The following is a 12479-nucleotide window of genomic DNA, read 5'->3' on the forward strand; positions in this document are numbered from 1 at the left end:
CTGGCGGGGGGCGGGGAGGTAGGGAGTGTCCGTTATGAAGCGCCGTGCATAGGCCGCCGCGGCGGCATCGCGCCATGCCGCATACTGCCGCCCGTGCACAAGATCGAGCTGTCCTATGCCCTGGCGCCCGCCGGCGCGCCGTCCGTGGGCGGCATCCGCAACCCGCTGGTGGACCTGCTGCAGGCCGTGCGCCGCCAGGGCTCGATCTCCGGCGCGGCGCGCGAGCTGGGCCAGTCCTACCGCCATGTGTGGGGCGAGCTCAAACGCTGGGAGGCGCAGCTGGGGCGCGGCCTGATCGTGTGGGACAAGGGCCAGCCCGCGCGCCTGACGGACTTCGGCGAGAAGCTGCTGTGGGCCGAGCGCCAGGCGCAGGCGCGGCTGGCGCCGCAGATCGAGGCCCTGCACGCCGACCTGGAACGCGCCTTCGCGGTGGCCTTCGACGACGCGGCCCAGGTCCTCACGCTGTACGCCAGCCATGACGAGGGCATCGCCACCCTGCGCGGGCACGCGGCGCAGGCGGGCCTGCACCTGGACATCCGCTTCACCGGCAGCGTGGACGCGATCGCCGCCCTCAACGAGGGTCGCTGCACGCTGGCCGGCTTCCACACGCCGCACGCGCCGCCTCCGGGCACGCTGGCCCAGCGCAGCTACCAGCCGCTGCTCAAGCCGGGCCTGCACAAGGTGGTGGGCTTCGCGCGGCGCCGGCAGGGACTGGTGGTGGCGCGCGGCAACCCGCTGGGGCTGCGGTCCTTCCGCGACCTGGCCGACGGCCATGCCCGCTACGTCAACCGCGCCCTCGGCACCGGCACGCGGCTGGTGGCCGAACAGCTCCTGCTCGACGCCGGGCTTGCGCCGCAGCGGCTACAGGGCTGGGAGCGCGTCGAGCCCTCGCATGCGGCGGTGGCCCAGGCGGTGGCGTCGGGCGAGGCCGACGCGGGCCTGGCCATCGAGGCCGCGGCGCGCGAGCGCGGGCTGGACTTCGTGCCGCTGCTGGAAGAGGACTACTTCCTCGTGTGCCTGAAGTCGGCGCTGGAGGCGCCGGCCATGCGCGCGCTGCGCGAGGTGCTGGCCACGCCGGCCTGGCAGGCGCGCCTGGCCGCCCTGCCCGGCTACCGGCCCTCGCACAGCGGCGAGGTGCTGAGCCTGAGCGAGCAGCTGCCGTGGTGGCGGTTCGCGAAGCCGAAGCGGAAACCGGCGGCCTCGGGCCGGTGAGGCCCGCCGCTGCCGGCGAGCGCGAACCGGGGAAATCCGGCGGCTACACCGCGCAGGTGCGAAACCCGGTGAACGCCGCGTCGCGCTCGGGCAGCGCGAAGCCCCGCGCCTTCGGGTGCTTCATGCGGCTGCGGGTCGCGAACGAGGCGCCGCGCAAGACGCGGGCCCGGCCCCAGGCGCCCTCGGGATCGAAGGGGGTGCCGCGGGCCCAGGCATCGGCCCCGTAGCCCGGCCAGGGGCGCAGCGTGCCGGCGGTCCACTCGCGCACGTCGCCCCAGCGGAAGCCGCGGCGTGCCGCCTGGTGCGCGGCGACCTCCCACTCCACCTCGGTGGGCAGGCGCCGGCCGGCCCAGCGGGCGTAGGCGTCGGCCTCCCACCACGCCACGTGCATCGCGGGCTGCGCACCCGACAGGCGCACCACCCGACCGAACAGCGCCTGCGTGACCGCGCCGCTGGCCACGCCGATCTGCTCCACGTGGCGCGGCCCGCGCCGCGACTCGCCCAGGGCCACGCGCTGCAGCCAGGCCCAGCCCTCGGCGCTCCACAGCGCCTCGCGGTCGTAGCCGCCGTCGTCGACGAACTCGATGTACTGCGACCAGGTGACGGGCTGGGCGTCGATCTCGAACTCGGGGACGTCCACCGCGTGCGCCGGCCGCTCCAGGGCGAAGGCGAAGCCCGGCACGGGGCTGCCCAACGTCCAGCGCGTGGCGGGCAGGGCCACCGGTTCGCGCGGGGCGATCGCCGCCGGCACGGCCAGCGGCAGGGCCAGGCCCAGGGCCTGCGCCTCGACCACCAGCTCCTCGCCCCAGGCGTCCTCGTGGAACAGCGCGGCGCGGAAGGCGGCCAGGCCGGCGTCGTCGTCGGGGGCAGCGTCCAGCGCCTCGAGGGTGGCCTCGAACTGCACCAGCAGCCGCTCGCGCGCCTCGGCCAGCGAGCGCGAGGGGAAGGCCGCATCGGCGGCCTGCGGCGCCGTCCAGCGCGCAGCGTGCTGGGCGATGGCATCGGCCACCGAGAGCACCGCGTCGGGCCGCACCGGCTCGTAGCACGCCAGCAGGTGCAGGGTGTGGTTGCGCGCGTCCATCAGCGCGAGCGAGAGCAGCTCGCGCCCGGCCTGGCGCATGGCGGGGGAGTCGATGGCGTCGGCGGCGTGGCGCATGGCGGCACCGAGGTTAACCCGCGCCTGGCGTGCCGCCAAACGACGAGGGGCTCCCGAAGGAGCCCCTGCGCGCGGTGGCCGGTCGGCCGCCTCGAGGGCGGCCGTCGGCAGATCACAGCTTCTGCGTCTGCATGAAGCGGTCGAACGTGCCCTCGGTGAAACGGAACCAGAGGTTCTGGTCGGCGCGGTACTTGGAGAAGTCCTGGTAGATCTTGCGGAAGTTCTCGTTCTTGGCCGCGGTCTCCTCGTAGATCTCCTGGGAGATCTTGAAGGCCTCGTTCATCATGTCGGCCGGGAAGGCGCGCAGCTTCGCGCCCTGGGCGACCAGCTGCTTGAGGGCCACCGGGTTGCGCGCGTCGTAGCGGGCCTGCACCTCGTTGTGGGCCAGCGCGGAGGCAGCCTCGACCATCGCCTTGTACTCGGCGGGCAGCGCGTCCCAGGCCTTCTGGTTGACGAAGAAGTCGATGTGCGCCGAGCCTTCCCAGAAACCGGGGTAGTAGTAGAACGGCGCGACCTTCACGAAGCCCAGCTTCTGGTCGTCATAGGGACCGACCCACTCGGCCGCGTCGATGGTGCCCTTCTCGAGGGAGGTGTAGACCTCGCCACCCGGCAGGTTCTGCGGCACCACGCCCATGCGCTCCATGATCTTGCCGGCGAAACCGGCGATGCGGAACTTCAGGCCCTTGAGATCCTTGGCGCTCTTGATCTCCTTGCGGAACCAGCCACCCATCTGGGCGCCGGTGTTGCCGCCGGGGAAGTTGATCATGTTGTAGCGGGAGTAGAACTCGCGCAGCAGCTTGCCGCCGTTGCCTTCATTGAGCCACGAGGCCATCTGGCGGGCATTCAGGCCGAAGGGGATGGCGGTGCCCAGGGCGAAGGTCTCGTCCTTGCCGAAGAAGTAGTAGGGAGCGGTGTGGACGACCTCGACGGTGCCGTTCTGCACGCCATCGACCACGCCGAAGGCGGGCATCAGCTCGCCGGGCGGGTGCAGGGACACGTCGAACTTGCCGCCGGACATGGCCTTGAGCGCCTTGGCGAAGGTCTCGGCGCCACCGAACAGGGTGTCGAGCGACTTGGGGAAGCTGGAAGCCAGGCGCCAGCGCACCGTGGCCTGGGCATGGACGGCCGGCGCGGCGCCGGCGGCGAGCACGCCGGCGATGCCGGCATTCTTGATGAGGGAGCGACGATCCATCGGGAGTCTCCTGGGGTCTGGAATCAATGACAAAGGGCCGCACTCTCGTGCGGCCCTCCATGCGAGGCGCAAACGGAATCTTACCGCTTACAGCTTCTGGCTCTGCATGAAACGGTCGAAGGTGGCCTCGGTGAAGCGGAACCACAGGTTCTGGTCGGAGCGGAAACGGGCGTAGTCGGCGTAGACCTTCTTCCAGTTCTCGTTCTTGGCGGACAGCTCCTCGTACAGGCCCATGGCCTGCTTGAAGGCCTCGGCCATGACGTCGGCCGGGAACGGGCGCAGCTTGGCACCGGCGCCCACCAGCTGCTTCAGCGCGGGCGGGTTCTTGACGTCGTACTTGGCCTGGGTCTCGACGTGCGCGTAGGTGGCGGCGGTCTCGACGATGGCCTTCTGCTCGGCGTTCAGGGCTTCGAAGGCCTTGTTGTTGACGTACAGGTCCAGCTGCAGGCCACCTTCCCACCAGCCGGGGTAGTAGTAGAACGGGGCGACCTTGTTGAAGCCCAGCTTCTGGTCGTCATACGGGCCGATCCACTCGGCGGCGTCGATCGTGCCCTTCTCCAGCGCCTGGTAGATCTCGCCGCCGGGAATGTTCTGCGGCACGCCGCCCAGGCGCTCCAGCACCTTGCCGGCGAAGCCGCCGATGCGGAACTTCAGGCCCTTGAGGTCCTTGACGCCGGAGATCTCCTTGCGCATCCAGCCGCCCATCTGGGCGCCGGTGTTGCCGCAGGCGAAGTTGACGATGTTGTACTTGGCGTAGAACTCGCGCATCAGCTTCAGGCCGTTGCCTTCGAAAGTCCAGGCCGTCATCTGGCGGCTGTTCAGGCCGAAGGGGATGGCGCCGCCGATGGCGAAGGTCTCGTCCTTGCCGAAGAAGTAGTAGGGGGCGGTGTGGGCGGCTTCCACGGTGCCGTTCTGCACGCCGTCCACCACGCCGAAGGCCGGCATGATCTCGCCGGCCGCGTGGACCGACACGTCGAACTTGCCACCCGACAGCTGCTTGACCTTCTGCGAGAAGACTTCAGCGGCACCGTAGATCGTGTCCAGCGACTTCGGGAAGCTGGAAGCCAGGCGCCAACGCACGGCGGCCTGCGCATGCACGGCGGGGGCGGCGCCGGCGGCCAGGATGCCGGCGATGCCGGCGTTCTTGATGAGGAATCGACGATCCATGGAATGCAGCTCCTGTCGTTACAGTGAAAAACTTGCGGATCATCGTGAGCGGCTGCGCTTGAAGCTTGCAGAGCTCTGACGCTGGCCACCCAGTGAAAAGGGCTCCCCAATGGGAGCCCTGGCTGCGCTCGGGAAAACCCCTACCGTCGCCTGCTAGCACTAAAGCTTCTGCGCCTGCATGAAGCGGTCGAAGGTGGCCTCGGTGAAGCGGAACCAGAGGTTCTGGTCGGCGCGGAATTTCGCGTAGTCGGCGTAGACCTTGCGCCAGTTCTCGTTGCGGGCCGAGAGGTCCGCGTACAGGTCGGAGGCGGCCTTCCAGGCGGCGGCCATCATGTCGGCGGGGAAGGGGCGCAGGTTCGTCTTCGCGCCGACCAGCTGCTTGAGGGCGGTGGGGTTGAGCGCGTCGTACTTGGCCTGCATGCCCACATGGGCCTGCGAGGCCGCGGCCTCGACGATGGCCTTGTGCTCGGCCGAGAGCGCGTCCCAGGCCTTCTGGTTGACGAAGAAGTCCAGCTGCGGGCCGCCCTCCCACCAGCCGGGGTAGTAGTAGAACGGCGCGACCTTGTTGAAGCCCAGCTTCTGGTCGTCGTACGGGCCGATCCACTCGGCCGCGTCGATCGTGCCCTTCTCCAGCGCCTGGTAGATCTCGCCGCCGGGAATGTTCTGCGGCACGCCGCCCAGGCGCTCGATGATCTTGCCGCCGAAGCCGCCGATGCGGATCTTCAGGCCCTTGAGGTCGGCGACCGAGCGGATCTCCTTGCGGAACCAGCCCCCCATCTGCGCACCGGTGTTGCCGCCGGGGAAGTTGATGATGCTGTAGCGGGCATAGAACTCGCGCATCAGCCTGAGGCCGTTGCCCTCGTGCATCCAGGCCGTCATCTGGCGGCTGTTCAGGCCGAAGGGGATGGCGCAGCCCAGGGCGAAGGTCTCGTCCTTGCCGAAGAAGTAGTAGGGCGCGGTGTGGGCCGCCTCCACCGTGCCGGCCTGCACCGCGTCGACCACGCCGAAGGCCGGCATGAGCTCGCCGGCCGCGTGGATGGAGACCTCGAAGCGTCCGCCCGACATGGTCTTGATGGACCGCGAGAAGATGTCGGCCGCGCCGAAGATGGTGTCCAGCGACTTCGGGAAGCTGGAGGCCAGCCGCCATCGCACGGCCGGCTGCGCATGCACGGCGGGGGCGGCGCCGGCGGCCAGTACGCCGGCGATGCCGGCACTCCTGATGAGGGATCGACGATCCATGGGCACTCTCCTGGGTTCCGGATTGAGGACGCTCCCTGGACGGCAGGACGGCCTGCCGCCAAAGCGACGCGGATTCTGGAACCGGGTGCCCGGCGAGGGGGGTGATCGCGGGGTTTTCCCTGCCGGGTGTTTTCCCGTGCAGGGCGAACGGCAGCCTCTCAGCCCACGACCTTGAGGCCCGGCGCGGCGGCCTGCGCCAGCTCGCCGAAGCGCGCGCGGATGGCGCGCTCGAGGCCCGCGCCATCCAGCCCCAGCCCGGCGAGCAGCTTGGCCGGATCGCCATGCTCGATGAAGCGGTCCGGCAGGCCGAGGGTCAGCACCGGCTTCTGCACGCCGGCGGCCTGCAGGGCCTCCAGCACCGCGCTGCCCGCGCCGCCCATGACGGCGCCCTCCTCCACCGTGACCAGCGCCTCGTGGCGCGCAGCCAGTTGCAGCAGCAGCTCGGTGTCCAGCGGCTTGGCCCAGCGCATGTTGGCCACGCTGGCATCGAGGCGGCCGGCGGCGTCGAGCGCGGGATACAGCATCGTGCCGAAAGCGAGGATGGCGATGCCCCGGCCCTCGCGCCGCACCTCACCCTTGCCAAAGGGCAGGCCCTGGAGGCCGGCGGGCACGGGCGCGCCCACGCCGGCGCCGCGCGGGTAGCGCACGGCCACCGCGTGGTCCTGCTCGTAGGCAGTGGTGAGCAGCGCGCGGGTCTCGGCCTCGTCGGCCGGGCAGGCGATGCTCATGTTCGGGATGCAGCGCAGGAAGGGGATGTCGTAGGCGCCCGCATGCGTCGGGCCGTCGGCGCCGACGATGCCGGCGCGGTCCAGCGCGAAGACCACGGGCAGGTCCTGCAGCGCCACGTCATGCACCAGCTGGTCGTAGGCGCGCTGCAGGAAGGTGGAGTAGATCGCCACCACCGGCTTGAGGCCCTCGCAGGCCAGGCCGGCGGCGAAGGTGACCGCATGCTGCTCGGCGATGCCGACGTCGAAGTAGCGGTCGGGGAAGCGCTTCTCGAACTCGACCAGGCCGGAGCCTTCGCGCATCGCGGGCGTGATGCCGACCAGGCGCGCGTCCTTCTCGCCCATGTCGCACAGCCACTGGCCGAAGACCTGGGTGAAGGTGGGCTTGGGCGGCGTGGCCGGGGGCTTGAGGCCGACCTCGGGGTCGAACTTGCCGGGGCCGTGGTAGGCCACCGGGTCGGCCTCGGCGAGCTTGTAGCCCTGGCCCTTCTTGGTGACCACGTGCAGGAACTGCGGCCCCTTGAGCTGGCGGATGTTCTCCAGCGTGGGGATCAGCGAACCCAGGTCGTGGCCGTCGATGGGGCCGATGTAGTTGAAGCCGAACTTCTCGAACAGCGTCGCCGGCACCACCATGCCCTTGGCGTGCTCCTCGAGACGCTTGGCCAGCTCGAACAGCGGCGGCGCGGCCTTGAGCACGGTCTTGCCCACGCTCTTGGCCGCGGCATAGAACTGCCCCGACATCAGCTGCGCCAGGTAGCGATTGAGCGCGCCCACCGGCGGGCTGATCGACATGTCGTTGTCGTTCAGGATGACCAGCAGGTCGCAGTCGGCGACGCCGCCGTTGTTCAGGGCCTCGAAAGCCATGCCCGCGGTCATCGCGCCGTCGCCGATGATGGCCACGGCCTTGCGGTCCTCGCCCTTGCGCCGGGCCGCCAGGGCCATGCCCAGGGCGGCGGAGATGCTGGTGGAGGAGTGCGCGGTGCCGAAGGCGTCGTACTCGCTCTCGCTGCGCAGGGGGAAGCCCGAGAGGCCGCCGAGCTGGCGCAGGGTGGGCATGCGCTCGCGCCGGCCGGTGAGGATCTTGTGCGGGTAGGTCTGGTGGCCCACGTCCCATACCAGGCGGTCGCGCGGGGTGTCGTAGACATAGTGCAGCGCGATGGTGAGTTCCACCGTGCCCAGGTTGGAGCTGAGGTGGCCGCCGGTGCGCGCAACGCTCTCCAGGACGAAGGCACGCAGTTCGTCCGCCAGCTGGGGCAGTTGCTGCCGGGGCAGCGCGCGCAGGTCGGCCGGGGAGGCGATGGATTCGAGCAGGGAAGCCATGGAAATCTCAGTTGTCTCGGTTCACCACCATGCGGGCGAGCGCGGCCAGGGCGCGGGTGTCGGCCAGGCCGCTGTCGGCCAGCGCGGACAGCGCGTCGTCCAGCAGCTGGCGGGCCAGCGCGCGCGAGGGCTCCAGCCCCAGCAGGGAGACGTAGGTGGGCTTGTCGTTGGCCGCGTCCTTGCCCGCGGTCTTGCCGAGGGTGGCGCTGTCGGCGGTGACGTCGAGGATGTCGTCGACCACCTGGAAGGCCAGGCCGATCGCGGCGCCGTAGCGGGCCAGGGCCTGGTGCGCGTCGTCGCCGGCCGCGCCGCAGGCCGCGCCCATCATCACGCTGCCTTGCAGCAGCGCGCCGGTCTTGAGACGGTGCATGCGGCGCAGTTCATCCTCGGTGAGGGCCTGGCCGACGCTGGCCAGGTCGATGGCCTGGCCGCCGGCCATGCCGGCGTGGCCGGCGCAGCGCGCCAGCAGGCGGCACAGGTGGGCCTGGGCGGAGGCGGGGATGTCGCTGTCCTGCGGCGTGAGCAGCTCGAAGGCCAGGGCCTGCAGCGCATCGCCCGCCAGCAGGGCCTGGGCCTCGCCGAAGGCCACGTGCACGGTGGGCTTGCCGCGTCGCAGGACGTCGTTGTCCATGCAGGGCATGTCGTCGTGCACCAGGGAGTAGGCATGGATCAATTCCACTGCGCAGGCCGCGCGCAGCGCCGCCTCCAGGTGGCCGCCCGCGGCTTCGGCCGCGGCCAGCACCAGCAGGGGGCGCAGGCGCTTGCCGCCGTCGAGCACCGCATAGCGCATGGCCTCGCCCAGGCCGGCCGGCGCATCGGCCGGCACCCACAGCGAGAGCGCGGCCTCCACCGCCTCCAGGCGCTGCGAGGTCCAGCGCGCGAAATCGAGGGGCTCGCTCATTCCTGGGTCCAGGGCTTGAGGGTGCCCTCGTCCAGCACCTTGATCTGGTTCTCCACCGCCTCGAGCTTGCCGCGGCAGAACTGCAGCAGCTGCGCGCCGCGCTCGTAGCCGGCGAGCATCTGCTCCAGGGGCATCTGCCCGGACTCGATGCGGCCGATCAGCTGCTCGAGTTCCTCGAGCGCGGCCTCGTAGGAGGCGGGGGTGGAGACAGGGGCCTTGGGCATCGCTTGATCTGGGGCAAAGACCGGATTCTAGGACGCCGGGGGCCCCGAACCCCGGCGGGTACAATCGACCCCCCACCCCGCGCCTGTCCCAGGATCAAGCGCTTACCCTGCCCCTTCATAGGGGGAGTCTCTAGGTCAGGTGAAATGTCTGATTTAAGTCTTCAACTGCAGCAGGCCGCAAGCCAACTACCAGTTTCCAGCTATTTCGACGAGGCGCTGTTCGCGCGGGAGATGTCCACCCTCTTCCAGCGCGGGCCCCGCTATGTGGGGCATGCCCTGTCCGTTCCCGAGATCGGCGACTACTACGCCCTGCCCCAGGAGGGCGAGGGCCGGGCGCTGCTGCGCACGCCCGCCGGCGTGGAGCTCGTGAGCAATGTCTGCCGCCACCGCCAGGCGGTGATCCTGCGCGGCCGGGGCAACCTGCGCAGCGAGCCGGCCACGGGCGGCAACATCGTCTGCCCGCTGCACCGCTGGACCTACAGCGCCGGCCAGGGCAGCCCCGCGGGCACCCTGCTGGGCGCGCCGCATTTCGCGCACGACCCCTGCCTGGACCTGAACCGCTACAAACTGCGCGAGTGGAACGGCCTGCTGTTCGAGGACAACGGCCGCGACATCGAGGCCGACCTCGCCGGCATGGGCCCGCGCAAGGACCTCGATTTCACCGGCATGGTCCTGGACCACGTCGAGATGCACGAGTGCAACTACAACTGGAAGACCTTCATCGAGGTCTACCTCGAGGACTACCACGTCGGCCCCTTCCACCCGGGGCTGGGCCAGTTCGTCACCTGCGACGACCTGCGCTGGGAGTTCAAGGAGCAGTTCTCGGTGCAGACCGTGGGCGTGGCCAACCGCCTGGGCCGCCCCGGCAGCCCGGTGTACGAGCGCTGGCACAAGGCCCTGCTCCAGTACCGCAACGGCGTGCCGCCGGCGCACGGCGCGATCTGGCTCACCTACTACCCCCACATCATGGTGGAGTGGTACCCGCACGTGCTCACCGTCTCCACGCTGCACCCGGTCAGCGTCGACAAGACGCTGAACATGGTGGAGTTCTACTACCCCGAGGAGATCGCCGCCTTCGAGCGCGAGTTCGTCGAGGCGCAGAAGGCCGCCTACATGGAGACCTGCATCGAGGACGACGAGATCGCCGAGCGCATGGACGCCGGCCGCAAGGCCCTCCTGAAGCGCGGCGACAACGAGGTCGGCCCCTACCAGAGCCCCATGGAAGACGGCATGCAGCACTTCCACGAGTGGTACCGCGCGCAGATGGGCCTCGGCCCGCTGCGCGCCTGACGCAGCGACGGCGCCGCCCCATGCAGGCCCTGTGGATGGTCCTCGGGGCCTTTTTCTTTTCCGCGATGGCGGTGTGCGTGAAGATCGCCTCGGCCTTCTTCACCAGCGCCGAGCTGGTGTTCTGGCGCGGCCTGGTCGGCGCCGCCTTCGTCTGGGTGATCGCGCGGCGCCAGCGCGTGCCGCTGACCACGCGCTACCCCGGCATGCACGCCTGGCGCAGCGTGGTCGGCGTGGTCTCGCTGGGCTCCTGGTTCTACGCCATCGCCGGCCTGCCGGTGGCCACCGGCATGACCCTCAACTACATGAGCAGCCTGTGGGTCGCGGCCTTCGTGGTGGGCGGCTCGCTGGTGTCGTGGAACCCGCGCGAGGGCACGGCCAGCCTGCTGCGTCAGGGACCGCTGACCCTGACGGTGCTGGCCGGCTTCGCCGGCGTGGTGCTGACGCTGCGGCCCACCGTCTCGCAGGACCAGGCTTTCGCGGGCTTGATGGGCCTGCTGTCCGGCCTGGTCTCGGCCTTCGCCTACATGCAGGTGATGGCCCTGGGCAAGGTGGGCGAGCCCGAGACCCGCACCGTGTTCTTCTTCGCGCTGGCCACCGCCGCCGGCGGCCTGCTGTGGACGCTGTTCACCGGCTGGTCGCCGTGGCCCGGCCTGCGCGGGCTGTGGGTGGTGCCGATGGCGCTGTTCGCCGCGCTCGGCCAGTTGTGCCTGACCCGCGCCTACAGCCATGGCGCCACCCTGGTCGTGGCGTCGCTGCAATACTCGGGCATCGTGTTCGCGGCGCTGTTCGGGGTGCTGCTGTTCGGCGAGCACCTCAGCCCGGGCGCCTGGATCGGCATGGCCCTGATCATCGCCAGCGGGGTCGCCGCCACCGCCCTGCGCACGCGCGCCCTGCCCCAGTCACCCGCCGAGGAGCATTGAGCCCATGTCCGCACCGAGCTTCACCACCCTGATCACCGCGCCGCAGCTGATGGACCTGAAGGCCTCGGGCCGGCGGCTGATGGTGTTCGACTGCAGCTTCGACCTGTCCAACCCCGCGGCCGGCGCGGAGCAGTTCCGCCAGGCCCACATTCCCGGTGCCGTGCGTGCGGACCTGGACCACCACCTCAGCGACGAGGGCGTGGTCGGCGCCGACGGCAGGAAGCACCCCAGCCCCGACGCCGCCTCCGGCGGCCGCCACCCCCTGCCCTCGCGCGAGAAGTTCGCCGCCTGGCTGTCCAGCGTGGGCTTCGCCAACGACATGCAGGCCGTGGTCTACGACCGCCAAGGCGCCAATTACTGCGGCCGCCTGTGGTGGATGCTGAAGTGGGCCGGCCACGACGCGGTGGCCGTGCTCGATGGCGGCCTGCAGGCCTGGCAGGCCGCGGGCGGCGCGGTCGACGAGGGTCCTGGCATCTCGCACTTCCAGGCCCACTTCGCGCTGGGCGAGCCCCTGCGCGAGCTGGTGGCCACGGCCACCGTGCTGCAGCGCCTGGGCTCGCCGGCGCAGACGGTGGTGGACGCGCGCGGCGCGCCACGCTACCGCGGCGAGGTCGAGCCGCTGGACCCGGTGGCGGGCCACATCCCCGGCGCGCTGAACCGCCCCTTCACCCAGAACATCGGCGAGGACGGCCGCTTCAAGCCGCCGGCGCAGCTGCGCGCCGAGTTCGACGCGGTCCTCGCGGGCCGCGACCCGCGGACGGTGGTGCACCAGTGCGGCAGCGGCGTGAGCGCCGTGCCCAACCTGCTGGCCATGGAGTTGGCCGGCTACGGCCCGACCGCGCTGTACGCGGGCAGCTGGAGCGAGTGGTGCAGCGACCCGGCGCGGCCGGTCGAAAAGGGCTGAGGCCGTCGAGCCCTGAGCCCTGAGTCCTGAGTCCTGAGCTCTCGGGGCGCTTCGCCCCTAATAGCTTCCCTTCAGGTTCGGCCCGCCCTGCGTGGCGCCGGGCCGGGACGCGCGCGACTCCGGCGCGGTCGGCGGCGCGGTCGGCGGCGCGGGCAGGGGCCGCGAGGCGGCCGGCGCGGCCGCCTGCTCGCTGGCCGTGGGCCGGGGCACGGTGCCGCGGCGCATGTCC

11 protein-coding genes are annotated in these 12479 nt (G+C 70.9%); 4 read left to right on the forward strand and 7 right to left on the reverse strand.

The annotated features are described in order from the left end of the window. The first annotated feature begins 93 nt into the window (after positions 1-93). Positions 94-1212 (forward strand): substrate-binding domain-containing protein, encoded by a 1119-nt coding sequence (locus tag ACT80S_RS18825; protein WP_377418983.1) that lies wholly within the window; start codon positions 94-96, stop codon positions 1210-1212. Positions 1213-1255: 43 nt separating this feature from the next. Here the strand turns inward: ACT80S_RS18825 and ACT80S_RS18830 are convergent, their stop codons facing one another. The 7 genes from ACT80S_RS18830 to ACT80S_RS18860 all read right to left on the reverse strand — a co-directional run bounded on the left by ACT80S_RS18830 (position 1256) and on the right by ACT80S_RS18860 (position 9136). Continuing rightward, complete coding sequence (locus tag ACT80S_RS18830) at positions 1256-2368, reverse strand: SUMF1/EgtB/PvdO family nonheme iron enzyme (RefSeq protein WP_377418987.1); 1113 nt, start codon at positions 2366-2368, stop codon at positions 1256-1258. A 112-nt stretch (positions 2369-2480) separates the two neighbouring features. After that, positions 2481-3560 carry a TRAP transporter substrate-binding protein gene (locus tag ACT80S_RS18835; RefSeq protein ID WP_377418990.1) on the reverse strand — a complete coding sequence of 360 codons (1080 nt, stop codon included), beginning with the start codon at positions 3558-3560 and terminating at the stop codon, positions 2481-2483. Positions 3561-3647: 87 nt separating this feature from the next. Next, positions 3648-4727 carry a TRAP transporter substrate-binding protein gene (locus tag ACT80S_RS18840; RefSeq protein ID WP_377418993.1) on the reverse strand — a complete coding sequence of 360 codons (1080 nt, stop codon included), beginning with the start codon at positions 4725-4727 and terminating at the stop codon, positions 3648-3650. Positions 4728-4886: 159 nt separating this feature from the next. Continuing rightward, positions 4887-5966: a TRAP transporter substrate-binding protein gene (locus tag ACT80S_RS18845; RefSeq protein WP_377418995.1), complete on the reverse strand. Its 1080-nt coding sequence runs from the start codon at positions 5964-5966 to the stop codon at positions 4887-4889. Between the two features lie 158 nt (positions 5967-6124). Further along, a complete protein-coding gene (gene dxs / locus ACT80S_RS18850; protein ID WP_377418998.1) occupies positions 6125-8011 on the reverse strand; it encodes a 1-deoxy-D-xylulose-5-phosphate synthase in 1887 nt (628 codons plus the stop codon). Between the two features lie 7 nt (positions 8012-8018). Beyond that, positions 8019-8912 carry a polyprenyl synthetase family protein gene (locus ACT80S_RS18855; RefSeq protein ID WP_377419001.1) on the reverse strand — a complete coding sequence of 298 codons (894 nt, stop codon included), beginning with the start codon at positions 8910-8912 and terminating at the stop codon, positions 8019-8021. Continuing rightward, entirely contained in the window at positions 8909-9136 is a 228-nt protein-coding gene (locus ACT80S_RS18860) for an exodeoxyribonuclease VII small subunit (protein WP_377419004.1), read from the reverse strand. Before ACT80S_RS18860 ends, ACT80S_RS18855 begins: the two co-directional genes overlap by 4 nt. Before the next feature lie 144 nt (positions 9137-9280). Between ACT80S_RS18860 and ACT80S_RS18865 the strand changes: the two genes are divergently transcribed. Genes ACT80S_RS18865 through ACT80S_RS18875 form a run of 3 tightly spaced genes read left to right on the forward strand, consistent with a single transcriptional unit; the run spans position 9281 to position 12250 of the window. Beyond that, a complete protein-coding gene (locus ACT80S_RS18865) occupies positions 9281-10426 on the forward strand; it encodes an aromatic ring-hydroxylating oxygenase subunit alpha (RefSeq protein ID WP_377419007.1) in 1146 nt (381 codons plus the stop codon). 20 nt (positions 10427-10446) lie between these two features. Then, positions 10447-11346, forward strand: a complete 900-nt coding sequence (locus tag ACT80S_RS18870) for a DMT family transporter (protein WP_377419009.1) — start codon at positions 10447-10449, stop codon at positions 11344-11346. A 4-nt stretch (positions 11347-11350) separates the two neighbouring features. Beyond that, positions 11351-12250: a sulfurtransferase gene (locus ACT80S_RS18875; protein WP_377419012.1), complete on the forward strand. Its 900-nt coding sequence runs from the start codon at positions 11351-11353 to the stop codon at positions 12248-12250. Positions 12251-12479 lie beyond the last annotated feature (229 nt).

Source organism: Ramlibacter sp. MAHUQ-53, assembly GCF_052600055.1.

Excerpts from the sequence above, each read along its gene's own strand:
- ACT80S_RS18845 (WP_377418995.1), bottom strand. The coding sequence starts at position 5,966 with ATGGATCGTCGATCCCTCATCAGGAGTGCCGGCATCGCCGGCGTACTG.
- dxs (WP_377418998.1), bottom strand. The coding sequence starts at position 8,011 with ATGGCTTCCCTGCTCGAATCCATCGCCTCCCCGGCCGACCTGCGCGCG.
- ACT80S_RS18855 (WP_377419001.1), bottom strand. The coding sequence starts at position 8,912 with ATGAGCGAGCCCCTCGATTTCGCGCGCTGGACCTCGCAGCGCCTGGAG.
- ACT80S_RS18835 (WP_377418990.1), bottom strand. The coding sequence starts at position 3,560 with ATGGATCGTCGCTCCCTCATCAAGAATGCCGGCATCGCCGGCGTGCTC.
- ACT80S_RS18860 (WP_377419004.1), bottom strand. The coding sequence starts at position 9,136 with ATGCCCAAGGCCCCTGTCTCCACCCCCGCCTCCTACGAGGCCGCGCTC.
- ACT80S_RS18830 (WP_377418987.1), bottom strand. The coding sequence starts at position 2,368 with ATGCGCCACGCCGCCGACGCCATCGACTCCCCCGCCATGCGCCAGGCC.
- ACT80S_RS18875 (WP_377419012.1), top strand. The coding sequence starts at position 11,351 with ATGTCCGCACCGAGCTTCACCACCCTGATCACCGCGCCGCAGCTGATG.
- ACT80S_RS18840 (WP_377418993.1), bottom strand. The coding sequence starts at position 4,727 with ATGGATCGTCGATTCCTCATCAAGAACGCCGGCATCGCCGGCATCCTG.
- ACT80S_RS18870 (WP_377419009.1), top strand. The coding sequence starts at position 10,447 with ATGCAGGCCCTGTGGATGGTCCTCGGGGCCTTTTTCTTTTCCGCGATG.
- ACT80S_RS18865 (WP_377419007.1), top strand. The coding sequence starts at position 9,281 with ATGTCTGATTTAAGTCTTCAACTGCAGCAGGCCGCAAGCCAACTACCA.